Source organism: Ignavibacteria bacterium (genome assembly GCA_013177855.1).
Taxonomy (GTDB): Bacteria; Bacteroidota; Ignavibacteria; order Ch128b; family Ch128b; genus Ch128b.
This window is the reverse complement of sequence record JABLYA010000002.1, coordinates 188,844-212,562: the sequence shown is the minus strand read 5'-3', so window position 1 is coordinate 212,562 and position 23,719 is coordinate 188,844. Positions and strand designations below refer to the sequence as shown.

The following is a 23,719-nucleotide window of genomic DNA, read 5'->3' as shown; positions in this document are numbered from 1 at the left end:
TTTACCGCCTTTTATGATTATATACTGGTTGAAGAATAAATTTAAACAAATAAAAAATTCATTTATTTAATGAAGCGGTCGACCTTTTAATATTTCAATAACTGATTGGCGTATCAATTGATCCTCATCGGTTAAATTGAGATCTATCTCATTATGAATTTCAGCTTGCTTTTCCGTTTTACGATTTATTTGATCGATTGCAATTTCAATTTCACCATTTGGTGCTTTTTCGGTCACAAAAAATTTGTAACCAATTCCAAAAAAATCTTTCGACTCTTTAAAAAGAAAATTGCGATAAGATATAAGAATTGATGGATTAGATGCTAAAATATTTGAGTAAATGTGAAGAATGTTGTTTTCAATTTTAACAACTTTTGAATTGCTAAATGCATCGCCAACTTGTTTTTGTTTAATGCTTAGATTTTGAACGAAATCGTTCCATTTGGAAATTACTTTGTCAATAGTGGGCGGTAAACTCTGGGCAGAAGTAGAGTTTATTACTATCTTGTTTTCAGATTCAGATTTAGATTGTTTTGAAGTAAGATTAAGCTTTGGTTCTGGTTCTTTTACTTCAGTTACTGGGCTTTTTTTTTCCATTGATTGAATTGGAGTTGATGAATTACCTGAAGTAGGTAAACCATCTTTCTTTAATTTTTTGATCTCTTGAATTAATTCATCAACTTCGGCGGCTCTGGGCAAATCGATCAATTGGGCAAGAGCAATTTCTAATTTCATTTTCTGATTGGCTGCTTGCTTCAACTCAAATTGAGTTTTTGAAAGGAATGAAAGAATTCTTAGCAAATCTCTAACGGTAAAATCTTTTGAAGTCTCTTTGTATTTCTCTTTTGTCGATTCAGATTCTTCAATTAGATCTGTATTTCCAGTCACAGCAACTGTGAGTAAGTTTCTAAAATGTTCAATCAAATCATTAATAAATGTATTCAAGTCCCAGCCATTGAAATAAATATCATTAACAATTCGGAAAGCTTCCTCGATTTCTCTATTCTTTATTGCATCTGAAACTCGGAAATAAAGATCGACATCGATAATGTTCAAAATATCTTTAACTTCATCAAGAACGACTTTTCCATTTGAGTAAACGACAATTTGATCGAATAAACTTTGAGCATCTCTCATTGCACCATCGGCTCGGCGGGCGATAAATCTCAATGCATCTTCATCGTATTCAATGTTTTCGTATTGAGCAATTTTAATAAGATGATTCTTTATCTCTTCAGTTGTTAATCTACGAAACTCATACCTTTGACATCTTGAAAGGATTGTCGCAGGAACTTTGTGAATATCAGTTGTCGCAAAAATAAAAATTATATGTGGTGGTGGTTCTTCCAAAACTTTTAGAAGAGCATTGAAAGATTCGGTTGTAAGCATATGCACTTCGTCAATAATATAAACTTTGTATTTAACAGTCGAAGGTGCGTATTGAACAGATTCACGAAGAGTTCTAATCTCATCTATTCTTCTATTTGATGCGCCATCAATTTCGATTACATCTATGTTTGAACCATTTGTGATCGATTCACATACTTCACATTGATTGCAAGGATTATAATCTTTTTGATTTGGACAGTTCAATGACTTAGCAAGAATTCTTGCTGTCGAGGTTTTACCAATTCCTCGCGGACCACTAAATATGAAAGCGTGAGCTATCTTCCCACTTTTAATTGAATTTTTAAGAGTTTGAGTTATATGTTCCTGACCAACAACATCTTCAAATTTTTGTGGTCTCCATTTGCGAGCAGTTACTAAAAAGTTTGTCATAGTAATTTGTAGTTAAGTTGTTTTAATTTTTTAGAAAGAATTGAGACTAAAGTTTCAAGATATTTTTGATCTGTCTCATCGAAATTTGAGTAATTATAACTATCAATGTCAAGTACGCCAATTATTTGATTGTCAATAAAAATTGGTACAACAATTTCCGATCTTGAATTTTCATCGCAAGCAATGTGACCTGGAAATTTGTTCACATCTTCAACCAAAATTGTTTTTCTTTCTTGAAAAGATGTTCCACAGACACCTTTCCCAATTTCAATAAATGAGCAAGCGACTTTGCCTTGAAACGGTCCAAGAATCAAGCGACTATCTTTCAGAAGATAAAATCCAACCCACGAAAAAGATTCGAATGTTTGTTTTAGTAAAGCTGAAAAATTTGAAAGCAATGAAATCCACTCTTGTTCGTCATTAACAAGTGACTCACAAATTGGAATTAACGATCGATAAGTTTCTTCTTTATTATTTTGATTTAGATTTACGCTTGGCATTTTTGACATTCTTCTTAGTTTGTTCTTTTATTTCAAAATTCTCAAAGACATAAGGAATTGCATCAATTATTTTATCAATTGGGATAATTTTCAGTGGCTTTTTTACCGATTCAGGAATTTCAGTTAAGTCAGTCAAATTGTCTTTTGGAATCAGAACGGTTTTAATTCCATATCTTTGGGCAGCCAGAAGTTTTTCAGTTAGTCCACCGATTGGTAGGACATTTCCTCTCAAGGTGATTTCGCCGGTCAATGCAACATCGGCACGAGCTGGAATTCTTTTGATTGCTGAGATCATTGCCATAGTCATTGTTATTCCAGCTGATGGACCATCTTTCGGAATTGCACCTTCCGGAAGATGAATATGAATTTCCTTCCCTTTATAGAAATGAGGATCAAGTCCGAGTAGTTCTGCATTTGATCTAATGTAACTTAGAGCAGCTTGAGCGGATTCCTTCATTACATTGCCGAGTTGACCAGTCAAAGTTAATCTCTCCGGTCCATCCATAATTGTCACTTCGACATTCAAAATATCACCCCCGACGCTTGTCCAGGCTAAACCAATTGCAGTTCCAATTCGATTTTCAGCTGGAATTTTTTTCACTTTGAATTTCGGAACGCCCAGGTAAGTCTCGATATTTTCTCCTGTAATTGTTCGAGTGATATTTCCAATATTTTTGTTTTTTGATTTTTCAAGAGCGATTTCTTTTGCAATTTTCCTTAAGATAGATGTAATTTCTCTTTCAAGATTTCTCACTCCTGCCTCTCTGGTATATTCACGAATAATACGGAGAATTGCCTCGTCACTAATTTGAATATCGTATTTATCCAAGCCATGTTCTTTAAATTGCTTTGGGATGATATGCCTTTTAGCAATTTCAAGCTTTTCGTGTTCAAGATAACCGGGAAGCTCAATGATTTCCATTCTATCCTGTAATGGAAGTGGAATGTTGTATCGAACATTTGCAGTTGTGATGAAAAGCACTTTTGATAAATCGTAATCAACATCGAGATAATGATCATTGAAGGCGTAATTTTGTTCTGGGTCTAAAACTTCGAGCATCGCAGCTGACGGATCACCACGAAAATCCATACTCATTTTATCAATTTCATCGAGCAACATAACTGGGTTAATTACGCCTGCTTTTTTCATTGATTGAATTATTTTACCCGGCATACTTCCAATATAAGTTCTTCGATGTCCACGAATCTCAGCTTCATCTCTTACACCACCAAGCGATATACGAACAAATTTCCTTCCAAGTGCTCGAGCAATCGATTTTGCGAGAGAAGTTTTACCGACTCCAGGAGGTCCACAAAAACATAAAATTTGACCTCTCATTTCTTTTACAAGATTTAACACAGCAATGTGTTCAAGAATTCTTTCTTTTGGTTTTTCGAGTCCATAGTGATCTTCATCTAAAATCTTTCTAACATGCTCAAGGTCAAGATTATCTTTTGTTCGTTTGCTCCAAGGTAAATCGATAAGCCAGTCAAGATAATTTCGAATTACAGTTGCTTCAGGTGACATTGGAGGCGTCTTTTTAAGTTTGTTTAATTCTTCGAGAGCTTTTTCCTCCACATCTTTTGGCATTTTAGCTTTTTTGATTTTCTCGCGAAGCTTTTGAAATTCTGGAGAAACATCTTCTTCTTCGCCGAGCTCATCCTGCAATATTCTGATCTGTTCTTGAATTAAAAACTTTCGCTGAGCTTTTTGAATATTTTCCTGAACCTTCATATCAATTTCTTTTTCAATCTTCAGGATGTCGATTTCGGAGTTCAGGATTTTAATCAATTTATAAAATTTGTCTTTGAGAGTAAGTTCTTTGAGAATTGATTGTTTGACTTCTACATTTTGTTGAATGTTTGCAGCAGCAAAATAAAGCTTGCGAGCAGGATCAGTAAGATTCTCGAAAGAAGCAATTATATCACCAGGAATATTTCTATTAAGTTTAATGTATTCTGTGAAAAGATTGGACATATGTCTAACAAGTGCATCAAGTTCAGGACCTTCTTCAATTTCGGTAGAAATGATTTCAATTTCAGCCTCGAGGAATTCTTGATTTTCAACAAAGTTTTTTATAATTCCATGAGCAACTCCATCAACAATAATTTTCAACAAACCATTTGGCAGTTTAAGAACTTGAATTATTCTTGCAATTGTTCCTTCTGAATATAAATCGTTCGGTTTTGGCTCTTCAATTTTTGGATCTTTTTGAGCGACAAGGAAAATCAATTTGTGTGTTTCGTTGGAATAGTTAGCAGCTCTCATCGATGTTTCTCTTCCGACGAGAACCGGGTAAACCATAAAAGGATAAATCACAACATCTCGCAATGGTAAAACGGGCAATCGATTATTTGTGGACGAAAGTTCCGTTCTAATGTCAATTTGAGTTTCTAAATTTTCCAATTTTTTCTCCTTTCTCCCATTTCTCAAGGCAAATTTACGAAAAATTAAATAGTAGTTGAGGAATAATTAAAGTTTTGAAATGGGTGTAGAAAAAGCATTAAATAGAATAAAAATTAAAAACTAAACTTTTGAAGTCTGAAAGAAATTGACTTTGAATTATATTGAAGAGAAGTAATGCATCAAAAATTTTAGCCATCATCATTTATGATGATTTGTTTGCAAAGCATTGCCATTTATGGCAATGCGGATTTATGAAGAAATGAAATAATCAATTTCTACCATACAGATCAATAAGTTAAAAAATATGAAACCCTAAATAAATTAAAAGTAAATAGACAAGGATGATGATAAATTTTTGTTTGATTTAATTTAATTGCATTTAAATACTTGTTAACTAAAGACGCAACATATTGACAATTAATTTTTAATTTCTTAAAATTTAACTGAAATTTTGGTCAATTAAATGAATCAGAATGAAGTAAATAATTTTTATCCCCTTCATTATTCCTTCCCCCCCCCCCGCCTACAATCAAACAAATAATATACTCATTAAAAAACTACAAAAACCTATTAAAGAGGTTTTTTATGTATAAGATTATAAAAAAGGTATTTTTTCTGTTACTTGTATTTATATTTTTCTTTACCACCCTCACTTGCAAAAAATCACCCTCTGAGCCTAATGGATCTGAAATGTTATGGTTAGAATTTGAAGATGCAAGCTGCACTGAAGCCTGGTTTAATTTAAGATTAAATAATCTCCCAAAACCAGTAAGAGTTGATGTTTATAGAGAAAATTATCTTACGAAATCTTTTACAATATCTACCACAAATGATACTATATTTTACATAGAGAATTTACTACCAAAGCGGAGGTATGATGTATATGTAAAAGTAAGAGGGTCAGATGGTAAGGAATACACAAGCGCAAAGGTAAACTTTGAGACAATGGACACAACAAGCCACGAGTTTACCTGGCAGATATTTGAGTTTGGTGAAAAAGGTAATAGCGTTCTTTATGATGTAGCAATAATAGATGAAAATAACATCTGGGCAGTGGGAGAGATTTACACAAAAGATACATACACATATGATTCACTTGGCAATTGGATTCAACCATACAACGCAGTCCACTGGGATGGTACTAAGTGGGAGTTGAAGAGAATATATTTCCCATCCGTTTGTGGAGGAACAAGTCTTTCTTCATATCCAGCAAAAGCAATATTTATATTCGATGATGGACAAATTTGGATAAGTTCAAGTGGAGATAAAATTGCAATTCTAAAAGATGGTATTCAAATAAACAAATTTTGCTTACCATCGAATGTTTCAATGTCAATCAACAAACTCTGGGGCAGCACGAGTGAGGATTTATACGCAGTAGGCAACAATGGCAACATAGCGCATTGGGATGGAAGGAAATGGACGAAGATAGAGAGTGGGACGGATATTCATCTAAATTCAATAACGAAAGGAATTGATACAACTGAAGTTTACATCAGTGGATACGATAATGGTAAGAGTATCTTACTTAAAGTAAAAAATAAGAAAGATGTAAATAAAATAAATGATTTAGAAAATATTCCAATATATAGTTTAGCAACCGGAACAAATTATTTATTTGTTAAAACAAATAATGCTATTTATCGCAAATATTTAAAAGCAAATGTTGGATATAAATATGTGATTTTTAATTCAATATATGATGGAGTAATAAATTCAGATAGTTATAATAATTTAATAGATGCAGGTATAAGGGGCAATATTTATCATTTTAATGGGTATACTCACACTTTAATTGGTAATCCTTTACAAAATCAAAGTTATCTCATTTTTGGTTTAGCCATAAAGAATAACTTAGTTGCTATTACAGGAATAAATAATTATGGTATTTATAACAATAGAGCATTTTTATTATTGGGTAGAAGGTTGAACAAATGATGGAAGATTGATCATAAAAAATTAGCCGTTAAGTGTGGTGGACACTTAACGGCAAAAACTACTTAAAGAAAGGCTGATCACTTTTATATAAAAAGTAGTTTTATTTTAAATCAATTTAGTTAAACAAAAACAAAATATAAAGGAGGAAAAAATGAAATCGTTAACTTTTATTTTTATTTTCACCTTAATAAATAATTTTCATTTATTTGGTCAAGATGGTTGTCCAAACCAACCTGATACATGGAAGCAAAACATAACTACAAATAATGTAACTTGGTCATTTATAAATTTTAATATTGACAAAGTACTAATTGACAGTGTAAAAAGTCAATTAAATACTACTAAAGTTCTTCAAGCAATTCGGTCTGCGGTAAATATATGGATAAGTCAAATTGGTCCTTATAGAAAAATAAATTTTACTGAATTACCAGTTAATTCTTTGGAAGCTGATATAAAAATATCTTTTGAAGAAAATTTATGTAGTTGGGGAATAACAAGTGAAGACTATAAAGAAATTAGATTAGGTTTCGGTAGATGTTGTGACCCTATTTATCCCAATATTTGTTATTCTCTAAATTGGGTCTATGAAAAAAATATATCACAGGAATAAAATGATCTTGTGACTGTAATTGCTCATGAATTAGGTCATATATTACTTGGAAAGGGTCATTATAATATTCCAGGACAGCAAACTTTAATGCAAGATAATTCTGGTGGTGAAACCAGAATTTTTAGAAGATTACATAGTTGCGAGGTTAATATTATAAAATATTTTTATTCTATCCCATTTTATAATGTTTATCTAGCAAATAGAACACTTGATAATCAAGATTTAGGTGATCAAATAAAGATTATTGGTAAAGGAATTTATCCATCAAATTCAACAGTCTCACTTTTAGAAGGAATTTATGATTTTGAGACTAATATTGAACGCAAATTCTTAAGTAGTTGGTTATATAAACATAATAATTGGAATTTAAATCGATTAAAATTTTATTTAAAAAACAGTGATAGCATAAAAAATAATAAAGACATGATAGCTTATTTTGATAAACTTTTTTATGCTATAATAAAAACACAATTAGAGAGTTATTTCATACCAGATAAAGGATCGTTTAAATTTCAAGATCCCTGGTATGTAAAAGAAGATGGAACCCAGCCAGGTAATTACTGGATAATAGCTAACGGGACTTATGAACCAACTGGGAAAGAAGGTGCAAGTGAAAAAGGCGTCTTCTTAAATCAAGAAATTGCATCAAACAAACCCTACTACTCCGTAAAAGCAGATGCAGTGCAGGATATTTATTTATCTCATACAGGTAAGATGCACAAATTTTATTTCCAGAACTGGAGTGCAAGTCCACAGGGCAGTGCAGATTTTCAAAATGCAAATTCACTTGAAACACCGGTTGTCTTTAAGCAGGAAGGTGCAGTTGTAAGTGCAAATTATAAGGGTAGTTTATTGAGCAATAATGTAAATGCAATATCAAATACATCACAGAGAAAAGTAATTAGAACATCGAATGGGGATTTGCATTTGTTTTATGTAAGTATGGGTAAGATATGGTATGAAAAGAGTGTAAATAATGGAACCAGCTGGTATGCACCAAAGATAATTAATGGAGCAGAAGAAGTAAAAAGTTTTTCAGTAGATGATTGGAATAATAAAATCTACATTGCAAGTCATCTAAAAGAAGGGAGTGAAAATGGAATTTTAATAGATATGATAGATGAAAATGGGAATGTTTCAAATGTTTATGTTTTTTCAACCGAAAATGATGTAGATTCTAAACCAGTAATTGGTGCTTATAATAATAATGTTTTTGTAGTTTATAAATTAAATAATAGTGAGCCATTAAAGTTTTTGAGATTACAATTTGATGGAGTAAGCTGGAGAATTTATGAGAGCGAAGTTGAAAATTCGACTAATTTATCTATAAATCCTTCATTAAGTCTTGTGAAGTCAACTAACAATTATGCACCTATGCAAGATTTTGGTCATTTACTGTGGGAGGAAAGAAGTAGTGATATCAGTTCAGAACTTTGTTACATAAGATTTGGATATACATCAAATTTAACTGAAAATTATTTTTCAAATTTTGATGTAATAACAAAGGGTAGCGGATATGAACTATGTACAAATGGGAATATAGTAGCCGTTAATGCAGAACTTGCTCATATTGGATTTTTAGGGCAAAGAAAATTTTATCCTGTTGAAAATAACTATATACCTGATGAAAGCCGAGCAGTATTTACATCACTTGCAAACAAAGGGATATTTTATTCATTTGGAGATGATGTTCAAAGTGTAAGTTTGAATAGATGTAATACACGATGGACATTTGCCTGGACAAGAGGGAATGATTTGCCAGTTCAATATGTAGATTCGAGAGATATAAAGACAATTTATCAACTCGGAAACTTAAGAGGGGTGGATGTTTATGTGACAAATGGAATAGTTCCTGAAGATATGTTTTCATTTTCCATTAACACATCAGTTTCACCATATCCGATTAATTTTAGGGCTATATATGGAGAATTAATACCGGAGGAATTAGTAGTTACAGAAGATAGTCGAGAGGGTGTAGTAAGCAAGGAAGGAGCAGATGTTTATTACTCAATAGGAGACATAAAAGTAGGAGATCAAAAAGTAGAATTTTATGAAGTTCCAGATACAGTTGGAATGATTACACTCGAGAATGCAAACAGATATTTAATCAGTAAGCCATTTATGGTAAATGATAACTCAGGATTTGTTTATACGATAAAATATGGGGTGACAGATTCGAGTGCGTTAAAAGAAGCATTAACAAATACAGATTACATTAAATTTAGAGTTGAATTGATAGATTATAACACAAAGGAAATTTTAGGTTTGTTTGATGAGGTTACATATAATTCAGAGAATGTATCGAAGTATGAGAACATAAATTATTATGTTAATACAGAGGGATTGGGAGAGAGGATGGTTCAATTAAGACTTGTAATAATTAATAACATTGATCCATACTATTCGCTTTCAGATAAGTTCAGTGATGCAGCTTACAACTTACAGAAGAAGCGAGCAATGAAACAGATAAGTTATAGAGGTATGCTTGGAGAAAAAGTTTATTCTTATGAGTTGATCCAAAATTACCCCAATCCATTTAATCCAGTGACAAAGATTAGATACTCGGTAAAAGAGACAAAGCCAGTGATGATAAAACTTTATGATATAGTTGGGAGGGAAGTTGCAACAATTATAAACGAGGTAAAAGATGCAGGAGAATATGAAGTAGAGCTTGATGCAGGGAGATTGGGATTAAGTAGTGGGGTATATTTTTATCAGATGAAAGCGGGAGAGTTTACATCTATAAAGAAGATGGTTGTATTGAAATAATTAACCAAAGTAAAGCCAGCCAAAAAGAGGCTGGCTTTTTTTATTAATAAACTAAAATCAAAAAGAAAGGAGAAATAAAAATGCCATATCAAAACATCAGTTATGAGTTAAAAGACGATGAAAAAAACGAAGTAATAAATTTAATAAATCAGATTTATCAAAAACTTCCGTTTTTGATAAATCTGACACCGGAGGAAAGGATAAATCTTCCCAAGATGGGAGATAAAACAATTCCATTTGTGGAGAAAGCACTTGAGCTGGCACAATCAAATCCAAATCTTGTCCCACCTTATATCAATGTTGAAGAGTTGAGAAAAGATTATGAGTTAAGTGATAAGTTGAGAGATATATTAAATTTAGTAGCTCAATTGTATGAGAAGTTAAGTGATACATATATAGCAACAGGGAGCGAGGCTTACATAGCAGCATTATCATTTTACAATTCAGCAAAGAATGCATCAAAACAAAATGTACCTGGAACGGATGTGGTAGTAAATGAACTTGGTAAAAGATTTGTAGGGCAGGGTAAGACAAAACCGAGCGGAAATACTCCAAATCCACAATGAGATATTGCATAAATAAAATTTAATATTTAATAAACAAATGTATTTTGCCAGAATGACAATTTAGTGCCAGATTGACAAAGTATTAAAAAAATGAGAAAAACCTACCTATCAGGGTATACCCCCCCACCTATGTAGGTGGGGGTACCCACCCCGATAGGTACCCCCCTCCACCTACATAGGTATCCCCCCCCACCTCAAAGGTGAACCAGTTCACCTAAAAGGTGAACTAATTCATCTCGGAGATGAACTAATTCACCTCAAAGGTGAAAAAGTTTATGTAAAAGGTGAACTAATTGACCTCAGAGATGAATTAGTTTAGGTTTAAGGTGAACAAGTTCAGGTTCGAGGTGAATTAGTTCAAGTTTGAGGTGGGTTAAGGGTGAAAATAGAGAATTTCGAAAATCACATTGAACCCCTTCTGGGTTCTATGATCTGGTTTTTAATATTTTCCACCAATTGCTATTGGTGGCTAATCAAATTGAACCCCTTCGGGGTTCTTTAATTTTTTTTTCATAGCAACGCCGAAAGGTTAAATATTTTTAGCCCCGAATTGTGTTCGGGGTAGCAGTTGAAAAAAAATTGCAATTCTGAATAGGTTGAATGAGGAATTTTATGATTTTCACTTTTTAAGAAATTTGTTCAACTAATAAAGAAAAGATTTTCTATCATCATTTATGATGATTTGTTTGCAAAGCATTGCCATTTTTGGCAATGCGGATTTATGAGAGATGAATTAATTTCTCTTTTCAAAATGATGCGAAGACATTTTTTTTTATTGATACAGTTGAATTATAGACAAAAAATTAAACTTATCGACTAAAAATGGCTTTAAGTAAATTTATAATTTTGATTTTTTGTAATCTCAATCATTAAATAAAGTTTTGAAGAAAAAATTAGCTTAATGAAAAATCGTATTTTAAATTAAAACTCTGATCAAATTTCTAAATAAATTCTAAATTCAATGGAACTTGAAAAATTACTTTTCGAAACATTTGGTTACACAAAGTTTAGAGATCCTCAAAAAGAGATAATTAAATCAATTCTCCAGAAAAATGATGTCCTTGCAATTCTACCAACTGGTGCTGGAAAATCAATTTGTTATCAACTTCCATCGATAATTTTGGATGGGTTGACAATAGTCATCTCTCCATTAATCTCTTTAATGCAAGATCAAGTTGAACAAATAAAAAATAAAATTCCTTCTGCTTATCTGAATAGTTTTCAAACCTTTGGTGAACAACAATCTGTTAATGGTAAAATTCTAGAAGGAAAAATTAAACTTTTGTATGTTTCACCTGAGAAGTTTATCACTCCAAATTTTCAGGACTTGATCAAAAAAATTAAAATTTCACTTTTAGCGATTGATGAAGCTCACTGCATCAGTCAGTGGGGACACGACTTCCGTCCAAGTTATTTAAAAATTTCTGAGGTGTTTGAACGAATTCCGAGATGTCCAATTGCTGCATTTACTGCAACTGCAACTCCAGAAGTAAGAGCAGATATTATTCAAAAACTTAATCTGAAATCACCAAAAATTTTCGTTAAAGGATTTTTCAGACCAAACATTTACATCGAGGTATTTAAAATTCGAAATCGATTTGAAAAAGTTTATGACTTGCTTGAGGATGTGAAAGGTACAAAAATAATTTATTGTCCAAGCAGAAAAGACACAGAAGAATTAAATGAGAAACTTGTTTCAAAAAATTTTTCTTCTCTACCATATCATGCAGGAATGACTAAAGATGAACGAAAAACCATTCAAGAATTTTTTATAAATAATAAATCAGAAATCATAGTTGCAACAAATGCGTTTGGAATGGGAATCAATAAGCCAGATATAAGAGCGGTAATTCATTTTGGAATGCCAGGCTCTATTGAAAGTTATTATCAGGAAATTGGTCGAGCAGGAAGAGATAATTTTAAAGCGTTTGCTTATTTGATTTACTCAAGTTCAGATCGAAAAATCTATGAATATTTTCTGGCTAATTCTTTTCCCGATAGAAAAAAAATCTTACACTTTTATAACAAACTAAATGATTTTCTCAAACTAAAAATTGGTGAAGAAAGCAAAAAAGTTTTTCCAATCGATTTTAAAAAAATCAATTCTATTCTTGGAGATAACTTCCCAGAACAACAGATTCAATCAATCATTGCAATACTTGAGAAAAATGAAATAATAAAAATCGTTTCTGAAAATGACTTCATAACTATTCGTTTATTTATTACTCCAAATGACTTTGAAAAAATAAAAAGTAATTTAACTGTAAACGAGATCTCACTTATTGAATATTTATTTAGAAAGTTTGGGACGCTTATTACAAAACAAGATGTTCGAGTTAATCTTTCAAACTTAATTCAAGAAACGGAGATATTTCGATCGCAGATTGAAAAAGTTTTAGATGAACTCGATCAAAGCGGTTTGATTGAATACAAATTGATAACATTCAACGAAGGATTTTATTTCACAAAACCAAGAATGTACTCCGAGCAATTACCAATAAATTTTGCTGAGATTGAAGAACATCTCGCACGCGGAATTACAAGAATAAATGAGATCGAAAATTTTGTCTTCTCAAACGATTGTCGATGGAAGTATATTTTGAAATATTTTGGAGAAGAAGTCCCTGAAAATTTTCAATGTGATAATTGTGACAATTGTAAAGCTTCGAAATCTAGAATTGATCTTTCATCAACAAACATTGAAAAAGAAATTTTGAAAACCATAAAGGAAGTAAATGGAAGATTTGGGACATCGACTATTGTGGACATATTGAGAGGTTCGAAGTCTAAAAAAATTATTGAGTATAAATTGTTTAATGTTTCGACCTATGGATTCTTAAGTGGTATTGATAAAGAAAAAATCAAACAAAAAATAAATGATCTAATTTTACAAGATAAAGTAGAAAAAGCAGCTTCTCTATATCCAACACTTTCGCTTACTCAAAAAGGGGAAGAAGAACTTGAAAATTTGAAAGTAATAGAATTGAAAATTGAACCAAAGAAACCTTCTCCATCACAAATTGATCTTAGAAAAAATCTTCCTCTGTTTGATCGCCTTAAAAATGTCAGAAAGCATCTCGCATCAAAATTTAACCAGCCTGAATTTTTAATTTGCTCTGATGAAATTTTAAGAGAACTTTCAATTAAAATGCCTAGAACAAAAGAAGAATTTTATCTTATCCCAAATATGACGGAAAAGATTTTTCTAAAGTGCGGCGAGGCAATGCTTGAGGAAATAAATAACTTTATTTTAGAAAATTTCTCATCGAATAATGAAAAAGATAAACTCCTTCCAGAAAATGTCCGCATCACTTTGAATATGATTAGAGAAGGTTTAAGTTTGATTGAAATTTGTGAAAGAAGAAATTTAAGCGATACAATTATAGGTGAGCACATCGTTACTTTAATTGATAATTCATATGAATTTGATATCTCGAAATTGATTCCCCAAGAACATATTGAATTAATTGAAAAAGTTGTGAATGAAACAAACACGAATTTTCTTCCCTTAATTAAATCAAAATTACCTCAAGATATTAGTTTTGCTGAAATAAGGATTTATCTCGCTCATAAAAACAAAAGTCAGAAAAATAAAAGTTGAGTTTTTGCTTGAAACAAAAAATTAAATTCAAAGATCAGGTTATGAAAAAATATTTTTTATACATCTTATTAATTTTATCAATCATTCATTTCGGGTGCTTTAAGATGAAGCAACATCAACAAAAAAATGAAAATATTTTACTCAACCACGATGACAACTGGGTTGAAGAAACTCTTTCTAAAATGACGCTGGAAGAAAAAGCAGGTCAGATGGTTTTTCCAAATGTTTATGGAACTTATATGAGCGATGATAGTCCTGAGTATCAACGATTAAAATTTTTAGTCGAGGAGAAAAAAGTTGGAGGTTTGATTTTCTTTTTAAGTGAGTTATATGAACAAGCTATTCTGACAAATAAAATGCAAGGGCTCGCAAAAATTCCTCTTTTAATTGCTGCTGATTATGAGCACGGAGTTTCGATGAGAATTGATGGGGCTACTGCATTTCCAAATACTATGGCAATTGGGGCTGCAGACGATGAAAAACTAACTTATGAACTTGGAAAAATCACAGCGCAAGAAGCAAGAGCAATTGGTGTTCATCAAAATTATGCTCCTGTTGCCGATGTGAATAATAATCCGTTGAATCCAATTATAAATGTCAGATCCTATGGTGAAGATCCCGAACTTGTTGCAAAACATTCAAATGCTTTTCTAAAAGGATTGCAAGAAAATGGGATGATTGCAACTTCCAAACATTTTCCTGGACATGGGAACACAAGCATTGATTCTCATCTCGATTTGCCGGTCATCACAGCTTCAATTGATGATTTGAATAAAATTGAACTTTATCCATTCAAAGAAAACATAAAAGCTGGAGTGATGTCAATAATGGTTGGGCATCTGGCAGTTCCATCAATTGAAGGAGATTCAGGAGTTCCAGCATCACTTTCAAAAAAGATTGTTACTGATTTATTAAAGAATCAGCTCGGATTCAATGGACTGATTGTGACTGATGCGTTAAATATGCACGGAATTACGAATTATTACTCTACAGCAAAAGCAACAGTTGAAGCGATTAAAGCTGGCCACGATTGTATTCTTTTCCCTGACGACCCAGTCGAAGCTATCGATGCAATTATTAATGCAGTGAAAAAAGGTGAGATTGACGAAAATAGACTTGATTATTCCATTCGAAAAATTTTAATGGTAAAGAAATGGTTGGGACTCGATAAAAATCGTTTTGTTGATCTTGATAAAATTTCTTCAATTGTCGGAAGGAAAGAGCACTTAAAGATTGCTCTTGATATTTCAAGAAAATCAATCACATTGCTTAAAAACGAAAATAATCTTTTGCCATTATCACAGAATCCTGAGATTAAATATTCTCACATTAGCATAATTGACAGCAAAAACGAAAGTGACGGAGAAAATTTCAGAAATTTGATTAGATCAAGGCTGCCGCAAGTTCAATCAAAAAAAATTTTGTTGAATAGCAGCGATGAAGATTATAACGAAGCACTTGAAAAGTGTAAACAATCGGATATTATAATTTTATCTATTTACTTAAAAGTCCGCTCTTACCAGGGTACAATCTGGCTGACCGAAAAACAAACCAATCTGGTCAAGTTGATTTTGAAACTTCAAAAACCTGTTGTAATGATTTCACACGGCAACCCGTACTTATTAAGTGAATTTCCCGATGTTAACGCATATTTAAATAATTATGGCGATACAAAATTTTCGGAACAAGCTGCAGCAGAAGCTTTATTTGGAGAGATTGACATTCAAGGGAAATCACCCGTTACAATTCCAAATACAGAAATTAAAATTGGTTCAGGATTGAATATCAAAAAGAGCTCACTGCTTGATGAGACTTCTTTTACTCAAAGTTTTACTGATAATAAATTTAGCAAGATCGACACAATGATTAATCAAGCAATTCAGGATACAACTTTCCCTGGCGGAGTTTTACTAATTGCCAGAGATGGTAAAATTATTTACCACAAAGCTTATGGGCATTTAGATTACAATCTTGAATCAAAGAAGACTGAGAAAAATACGATTTATGATCTTGCTTCGCTTACAAAAGTTCTTGCAACGACAACCGCAGCGATGATACTTGTCTCAAATAAAAAACTTGAACTTGAAAAGCCTGTTCAATTTTACCTTCCTGAATTTACTGGAGAAAATAAGGAAAAAGTACTTATTAGAAATTTGCTTCTTCATAATTCAGGTTTGCCAGCCTGGAAAAAATTTTATTCATTCTGTAAAAATGAAGATGATGTGATCAAAGATATCTTAAATACACCTTTAGAATATTATCCCGGTTCGAAAGCAGTTTATTCTGATCTCGGAATGATTTTGCTTGGAAAGATTATCGAGAAAATTTCAAATAAGAAATTAGATGAGTTCTGCAGAGATGAAATTTTTAATCCACTTGGGATGAGAGATACATATTTCAACCCGCCAGCTGATTTGAAAAATAGAATAGCTCCAACTGAACTGGATAATTACTGGCGGATGAAACAAATCCACGGTGAAGTGCACGATGAAACTGCTTATTTATTGAATGGAGTTGCTGGTCATGCTGGACTTTTTTCAACTGCTTATGATATTTCAATTTTACTTCAAATGATATTGCAAAAAGGTTTCTACCAGGGAAAAAGATTTATTGATTCTCAGGTTGTTGAATTATTCACAAAAAGATTTTCCGAAAGTTCTTCTCGAGCTCTTGGCTGGGATACAAAGTCTGATCAAAATTCAGCAGGTAAACTTCTATCCAATAATTCTATTGGACATACAGGTTTCACTGGAACATCTTGCTGGATTGATAAGGATAGAAATTTAATAATAATCTTTTTGAGCAATCGAGTTTATCCAACAAGAGAAAATACAAAGATTATTAATTTCCGACCATTGCTTCACGATGCGGTAGTGAAAATTTTAGATGAGAATTGAAATTGAGTTGATAATACTGATCATTTGAATTGCTTTTACGCTGATACAAGTAAATGTGATTTAATCTATAACAATTCCATTAGAGATTTTTATTTTTTGTACTTAGTGATGAAATGCTTAAAAAATTTACTGCAATTTTTGATGAACAAACCAAATAATTAGAAAAAATTCACAAAGAAACCTATCAAAGATCTTTTTTAACTTTATTTTTCCTCGACACGATCGGGTACTAATCAAATTAAACACCTTCAAGGTTTTGAGAAAAATCTCAAGAGCAATTACCAATTCAAAAATTAAAAATAAAATAATCTCAAAATCGAAATTTTAAAGAACAAATTTGTTCTTTAAGAATAGAATGTTCATTAGATTTATTTTTCAACTTTGAAGAATTTAGATATGAATATCCCCCAATTGTATCCACTTACACTCGTGAAATTTGTAGCTCGAAATTTAATCATTAATCACAATAATAACTTCGATAATTTAATGTTCAATTAACTACCAATAATATTTCAGATTTGAAATAGAACTTTCAATTAAATTGATTTCTTATCATACGTTTTTTGGTCATAACTTAAAAAACTAATTGCCTCCACATTTCGCTTTCATTAACTTATTGTAAAATATTCGAGGTTTTATAATGAAATTGGTAAAAATATTTTTGATTATCTCATTCGTTTTTTCTTTAGAACTTTTTTCTCAAAACAAGAATCTGGAAAAAGAGAAAACAAATCCGCCTATTTACATTGCATTTCTCTGGCATATGCATCAACCTATTTATTGGCCCTATGAAAGTATTATTCAAACAGAACAAAATAATCGTTATCCTTTTTCAGTTATTGATATTCATAATCAAAGATTTGGACCATACACATCCTGGCCAAAGAACGCAATACAAAAAGGAATTAATGCAAATCTTCCTCACTTTGGTGCTCAGGTTAGTTTCTCAGGTTCATTGATCGAAAATCTAAACAATCTTGAACAATCTGGAAATCAAAATTTTCAAAACTGGAAGTCTCATTGGAATTACATTAAAAATCAAACAACATCACTTGGTAATCCAAGACTTGATCTTGTAGGCTTTGGTTACTTCCATCCGTTAATGCCTTTAATTGATTACAATGATATTCGAAGACAAATTCAAAAACACAAACAAATTTTTAATCAAAATTTCCCCGGTAATTACTCAAAAGGAATTTTTCCGCCAGAAAACGCTTTCTCAAATCGTATAATTCCAGCTCTTGTAGACGAAGGTTTGAAATGGGTTTTGGTTGACAATATTCATTTCGATAGAGCTTGCGAAGGTTATCCGTACAGTACAACTGGTAATATCCTTGAACCAAATAAAGCTGATGTAAGAAATCCAAATCCAAATGATTGGATTCAATTAAACGGTTTATGGGCACCGACAAGAAATTCAGCACGATGGGGAAGACAACCACATTATGTTGAATTTGTTAATCCTTCAACTGGTGAGAAGAAAAAAATAATTGCTGTTCCAGCTGATCGATATCTCGGTAACGAAGATGGCAGAGGTGGATTTGGAGCTTTGAATTATGAATCTGTTCTTTCTCAACTTGAACCTTACAATACAGATCCTCAGCATCCAATTCTTGTTGTTCTTCATCACGATGGAGATAATTACGGCGGCGGAAGCGAATCTTACTACAATAACAATTTCCAAAATTTTGTTAACTGGCTTCAGGCAAATCCGAATAGATTTGTTTGCACCACAATTGAAGATTATTTGCAGATGTTTCCACCTGATACTAATGATGTAATTCACATTGAAGATGGAAGCTGGAGCGGTGCTGATAACGGCGATCCGGAATTTAAAAAATGGCTCGGTGATCCAGACGCAAATGGTTATAGTCCAGATCGAAACAGCTGGGCTGTTGTGACTGCAGCAAAAAATTTTGTTGAAACAGCATTGGCAAATAATCCTTCTCATCCAGATGTTCAGCAGGCATTAAATTATTTACTTGTAGCTCAATCAAGCGATTACTGGTACTGGGATGGTTCTCTGAATGGTATCTGGGATTCTCACCCAACAAGAGCTGCAAATCAGGCAATTAATCTAACTCAAAATATTGGTGGACTTGATAATACTCCGCCAACAATTTTCTCTCCTCAACGAGATCCATATAACCCAGGTGGAACAGAATTCGGAATTCAGCAGCCGAATAATTTTAAAATCTGGACTTATGTCTTTGATAAAAGCGGTCTCAAGTCGGTGAAATTAAAATATCGAATCGATTTAGACGGTGTGAATTCAAAAAATTCAATTGACAATGAAACTTACGCTGGCGGAAGTGAAGTCACAGACTGGATTGAGATTGATATGACTGGGGTTACTCAGACATCATTAACAAATCCTCAGCCTCTTTTCAAAGCAAAAGAATATTTTGCCGAAATCACTGGCTACACAAATAAGCTGATTGGATATTATGTTGAAGCAATAGATAGCTTTGATAATGTTGCAAGATCAGAAATTAAGGAAGTTTGGGTCGGAAGTTCTTCAACCGGAAATCAGAATCGTGTAAGCTGGACTCCTGAAAATCCAACCAGTAACGATACGATAACAATCAAGGTTTTAAATTCAACAATTGGAGCAAAACTCCACTGGGGAGTAAATAATTCTGGGAACCAATGGCAGACACCTCATCAAGTTTATTGGACTTCAGGAACAACTTTATTCAATGGAACAGGTCCAGCCGTCGAATCACCAATGACTGGTCCTGACTTAAACGGAACACTGACAATTAAAATTGGTCCATTCAACAAACCAGAACAAGTTATCAATCGAATTGCTTTCGTTATTCATTTTGATGACAATACCTGGGATAATAATAACGGTCAGGATTACCACATATATTTCGACAGCGGAAGTCAAACTCATCAATTCATAATGGATGGTAAGGTTGACTCAACCGCCCGTAAAATTGCTTCAAACCAGAATGTTGATCTATATGTCGATTGGAATGGTTCAGAACTTTATGCAGCAACACAATCCGCTCAGAGTCAGAATAAAGATGTTTTTATTTTCGTGACTGATTCTTTACGGAATCTAACCAATGCACCGTGGGCGAAAACTGGAAAAGTATCTCAATGGATTGCTTTTTTAGGAAACGAAAGCACCAACAACTGGTCGGGCTGGTTTGATGCAAGCGGGATTGTTCAGAATGCATCCGGCCAGATTTTAGAAGGGACGATCAATTTGAGCTCTGAACTTGGTTATATGCCCCAAAGAGTTTATTTAGCAATTGGGCTTTACCAAACTCAAGATGGAGGAACTTTGTTCGCTCAATGTCCTGCTGGTAATGGGAATGGTGATATCGAATCAAATGAATTCATCCAATATGATCTAACCGCAACTTCGGTGAAAGAAATTAAAATCCCGCTCAATTTTGAATTGAATCAAAACTATCCAAATCCATTCAATTCAAAAACCATAATTCGATTTTCTATTCCTCAAAGAGAATTTGTTTCTCTAAAGGTTTATGACATTCTTGGAAGGGAATTAAAAACATTAATTTCCGAAATGAGAAATCCCGGCATTTACAATGTTGAATTCAATGCGGATGATTTAAATTCTGGAGTTTATATCTACACTCTGCAGACAAGTTCAAGATCTTTGAGCAAGAAAATGATTTTAATTAAATAGTTAAAATGATAATCGCTTAGTTTAAATCATTCCTGTAAAGAGAAAAGAATGATTTATTTCTTGATTGCTTTAATTTTTTCACCTCCGTACTTAGACTTAATTTTGCAAGAAATAGATATGGAATTGGAAGATAATTTAATATGAACAGGAGATTACTTTACACAATTCTATTGATTGGTTTCGTAATCAGAATTATTCTGTCTTTTTCAATTGAATATTCAATTACTCATGGAATTTCTTCTGATGATAGTTATTACTATTTCAGAATTGCACAGAACATTGCAAATGGATACGGCTCGACATTTGACCAGATAAATAAAACAAACGGTTATCAGCCGCTTGTTCTGTGGTTTCTTGTGCTCATTTACTCAATTTTTAAGTACGACTTGCTGACGCCGGTAATTATCAGTCAAATTATTTTATCTGTAATTTCAACAATTGCAGCATATTTCACCTATCGTTTTATCAAAAATATTTCGCAAAGTGAGTTTGCTGCCATTTTATCGGTTGTATTTATGTTCTTGAATCCAGTCATTATTGCAATTAATTTCAAAAGCCTCGAAACAAACTTTTACTGGTTGTTTCTTATTCTTTCTGTCATTTATTATGAAAAATATCTGAGAAACGAAATCAGCGAAAAGAAATCTTTTCAATTATTTATCTTGGGTTCAATTATCTCTTTTGCAGCTTTTTCAAGGCTCGATGGAGGTTTTTACATCCTTGCAATTGCAATTTATTTGCTCTTTATTAAAAGGATGAATTTTGTTGAAAAGATTAAAAATATTTTCTCTATCGGTTTGGGTTTTTCAATTCTATTTATACCTTATCTGGTTTACAATTATTTAAGCTTTGGACATTTCGTCCCGATTAGTGGAAGAGCAAAAGTTTTTCACAATCATAAAGTTGTATTGAGTCAGGTAGGTGATTATTTCACGCTTGATTTCTTTCTATATGAAATAAGAAGATTTTTCTTTCCGTTTAATTTTGATCTTTTTGCAAATAGAGGTTTTGGAGTTTTCGAGCAAATAGCAGTTTATATTGTGATCGCTGTAATTGTCATACTGATTATTTTATTCTTAAAATCTGGTTATTTGAAAAAGGTTTTTCTTAATTTCAAAGGGTATGGATTTATTCTGATATTTTTGCTTCTTCATTATTCATTTTACACGCTTTATTTCTGGGAATATCGTTTCTACTATTTTCTGCCAGAGATCATATTTCTGGCAGTGATTTTTTCTTTATTAATTTCTGAGTGGATAAAAGATAAATTTTCTTTGTCTATTGATAGAACTAATCATTTAGTAATTGCACTTGTAATTATTGTTTTTACAATTGGCGGAATAAAAATTTTCACAGCTCAGCACGAACAGACGCTTGCATTTAAAACCGCACATTGGATAAAAGAAAATCTTCCTAAAGATAAAATAATGGGCTCTGCAAATACAGGCATTCTTTCTTATTTTACCCAAATGAGATTTGTGAATCTTGATGGTATGGTAAACAATGATGAATTGATCAATGCATACAAGCAGGGAGATGAAAAGTATATTGAGTATTTGAAGAAAAACAAAATCGAATATCTTGTAGATTATTTTTTGAGTGATAAGCCAGAAAACAAATATTACTTTCCAAAAGATTTGAATGATAAATATGAAGTTGTAAAAGTTTTCACTGACAGCAGATTAAAGTATCAAAAATTAAATCATATGCTTGTAATTAAATTAAAACTATGAAAAAGAAAATCATTTTAGTTGGGCCAGCATATCCATATCGCGGTGGAAATGCATTATTTGTTGCTCATCTTTATGATGCATTATCAAAATCATTTGAGATTGAAGTCATAAATTTCACTCGTCTTTATCCGCAAATACTTTTTCCAGGAACAAGGCAGGAAGATGTCAGCAAAGTTCCGATCAAAGTTCATCCCTCAACTCGGTTGATTGATTCAATTAATCCTTTTACCTGGATAAAGACAGCCAATTACATCAAGAGAAAAAATCCTGATCTGGTTGCGTTCATTTGGTATCAACCGTTCTTTGGATTTTCAATTGGAACTATTGGAAGACTTATTCGCAAATATTTTAAAGGTAAGATTTTATTCATTACTGAAAATATAATTTCACATGAATCAATGTTCTACGACAAGATTTTAACTCGCTATGCCCTTGCATCAGCTGACAAATTTTTGGTTTTGTCTGATGTTGTTGAAAAAGGAATTAGAAAACTATATCCTGACAAAAAAGTTTATCGTTCAACTTTGCCAATTTATGATTGTTACGGTTTCGATCAATCCCTTTCAAAATCCGGCGCAAGAAAAAAATTGGGAATTGATGAAAACAAAAAGGTTTTGCTTTTCTTTGGTTATGTAAGAGCTTATAAAGGATTAATGAATTTGATCGATGCAATGCCTTTGCTGTTGAAAGAAGATGAAAATTACTTTCTTCTTATTGTTGGTGAGTTTTATGAATCAAAAGATAAATACTTCAACAGGATCAAAGAACTTAATCTTAGTAAAAATGTTTTGATAATTGATGAATTTGTTCCAAATGAAGAAGTCGGATTATATTACTCAGCAGCGGATCTGGTTGTACTACCTTATAATTCTGCAACTCAAAGCGGGATTTTGAACATTGCGTATGGTTTTAGGAAACCTGTTGTAGTGACTAATGTCGGCGGTTTACCTGAGTTCGTTCAGGAGGGAAAGACTGGATTTGTTGTTGGACCTCAAAATCCAGCAGCTTTGGCAGAAGGAATCAAAAAATATTTTTCTGCATCAAATATTGAGGAATTTTCAAAGAATATTGAAACCTTTATTCGTGATAATAGTTTTATGTCAATCGAACGGGTTTTTAATGAAATTTTAGGCTAAATATTAAATTTTCTTTAGAAAAATTTTAAGAATCTGATATTTGTCCAGGTAGCCGAAAATTACTTTGATCAAATCCGAAACAAAATGAACAATTCAAAATTATGCTCAACTTAAAATTT

General features: G+C 32.3%; 12 protein-coding genes. 9 read left to right on the top strand and 3 right to left on the bottom strand.

Features of this window, described 5'->3' with window-relative positions; translation table 11 throughout:
* Positions 1-66: 66 nt before the first annotated feature.
* Genes dnaX through lon form a run of 3 tightly spaced genes read right to left on the bottom strand, consistent with a single transcriptional unit; the run spans position 67 to position 4,686 of the window.
* Positions 67-1,779: a DNA polymerase III subunit gamma/tau gene (gene dnaX / locus HPY57_12060; protein NPV12511.1), complete on the bottom strand. Its 1,713-nt coding sequence runs from the start codon at positions 1,777-1,779 to the stop codon at positions 67-69.
* Entirely contained in the window at positions 1,776-2,288 is a 513-nt protein-coding gene (locus HPY57_12055; protein ID NPV12510.1) for a GAF domain-containing protein, read from the bottom strand. Before HPY57_12055 ends, dnaX begins: the two co-directional genes overlap by 4 nt.
* The gene (lon, locus tag HPY57_12050) at positions 2,251-4,686 is read right to left on the bottom strand and encodes an endopeptidase La (GenBank protein ID NPV12509.1); all 2,436 of its coding nucleotides are present in this window, start codon (positions 4,684-4,686) and stop codon (positions 2,251-2,253) included. Before lon ends, HPY57_12055 begins: the two co-directional genes overlap by 38 nt.
* A gap of 690 nt (positions 4,687-5,376) precedes the next feature.
* On the opposite strand from lon, the gene HPY57_12045 reads away from it, so the two are divergent.
* The 9 genes from HPY57_12045 to HPY57_12005 all read left to right on the top strand — a co-directional run bounded on the left by HPY57_12045 (position 5,377) and on the right by HPY57_12005 (position 23,600).
* On the top strand, positions 5,377-6,624 hold the full coding sequence (locus HPY57_12045) for a glucosyl transferase (protein ID NPV12508.1): 1,248 nt from the start codon (positions 5,377-5,379) through the stop codon (positions 6,622-6,624).
* Positions 6,625-6,775: 151 nt separating this feature from the next.
* Entirely contained in the window at positions 6,776-7,234 is a 459-nt protein-coding gene (locus HPY57_12040; GenBank protein ID NPV12507.1) for a hypothetical protein, read from the top strand.
* Positions 7,235-7,243: 9 nt separating this feature from the next.
* Positions 7,244-10,003, top strand: a complete 2,760-nt coding sequence (locus HPY57_12035) for a T9SS type A sorting domain-containing protein (GenBank protein ID NPV12506.1) — start codon at positions 7,244-7,246, stop codon at positions 10,001-10,003.
* A gap of 80 nt (positions 10,004-10,083) precedes the next feature.
* Complete coding sequence (locus tag HPY57_12030; protein NPV12505.1) at positions 10,084-10,569, top strand: hypothetical protein; 486 nt, start codon at positions 10,084-10,086, stop codon at positions 10,567-10,569.
* Between the two features lie 961 nt (positions 10,570-11,530).
* Complete coding sequence (locus tag HPY57_12025) at positions 11,531-14,170, top strand: RecQ family ATP-dependent DNA helicase (protein NPV12504.1); 2,640 nt, start codon at positions 11,531-11,533, stop codon at positions 14,168-14,170.
* Positions 14,171-14,274: 104 nt separating this feature from the next.
* On the top strand, positions 14,275-17,067 hold the full coding sequence (locus tag HPY57_12020) for a serine hydrolase (protein NPV12503.1): 2,793 nt from the start codon (positions 14,275-14,277) through the stop codon (positions 17,065-17,067).
* Between the two features lie 640 nt (positions 17,068-17,707).
* The gene (locus HPY57_12015; protein NPV12502.1) at positions 17,708-20,731 is read left to right on the top strand and encodes a T9SS type A sorting domain-containing protein; all 3,024 of its coding nucleotides are present in this window, start codon (positions 17,708-17,710) and stop codon (positions 20,729-20,731) included.
* A 140-nt stretch (positions 20,732-20,871) separates the two neighbouring features.
* Complete coding sequence (locus HPY57_12010; protein NPV12501.1) at positions 20,872-22,464, top strand: hypothetical protein; 1,593 nt, start codon at positions 20,872-20,874, stop codon at positions 22,462-22,464.
* Positions 22,461-23,600, top strand: coding sequence for a glycosyltransferase (locus HPY57_12005; protein NPV12500.1), 1,140 nt, complete (start codon positions 22,461-22,463; stop codon positions 23,598-23,600). The genes HPY57_12010 and HPY57_12005 overlap by 4 nt, the downstream gene beginning before the upstream one ends.
* Positions 23,601-23,719 lie beyond the last annotated feature (119 nt).

What these genes read in the sequence shown, in the direction of transcription:
- HPY57_12030 (NPV12505.1), top strand. Translation starts at nt 10,084, where the DNA reads ATGCCATATCAAAACATCAGTTATGAGTTAAAAGACGATGAAAAAAAC.
- HPY57_12055 (NPV12510.1), bottom strand. Translation starts at nt 2,288, where the DNA reads ATGTCAAAAATGCCAAGCGTAAATCTAAATCAAAATAATAAAGAAGAA.
- HPY57_12015 (NPV12502.1), top strand. Translation starts at nt 17,708, where the DNA reads ATGAAATTGGTAAAAATATTTTTGATTATCTCATTCGTTTTTTCTTTA.
- HPY57_12040 (NPV12507.1), top strand. Translation starts at nt 6,776, where the DNA reads ATGAAATCGTTAACTTTTATTTTTATTTTCACCTTAATAAATAATTTT.
- HPY57_12025 (NPV12504.1), top strand. Translation starts at nt 11,531, where the DNA reads ATGGAACTTGAAAAATTACTTTTCGAAACATTTGGTTACACAAAGTTT.
- HPY57_12010 (NPV12501.1), top strand. Translation starts at nt 20,872, where the DNA reads ATGAACAGGAGATTACTTTACACAATTCTATTGATTGGTTTCGTAATC.
- HPY57_12005 (NPV12500.1), top strand. Translation starts at nt 22,461, where the DNA reads ATGAAAAAGAAAATCATTTTAGTTGGGCCAGCATATCCATATCGCGGT.
- HPY57_12020 (NPV12503.1), top strand. Translation starts at nt 14,275, where the DNA reads ATGAAGCAACATCAACAAAAAAATGAAAATATTTTACTCAACCACGAT.
- HPY57_12045 (NPV12508.1), top strand. Translation starts at nt 5,377, where the DNA reads ATGTTATGGTTAGAATTTGAAGATGCAAGCTGCACTGAAGCCTGGTTT.
- dnaX (NPV12511.1), bottom strand. Translation starts at nt 1,779, where the DNA reads ATGACAAACTTTTTAGTAACTGCTCGCAAATGGAGACCACAAAAATTT.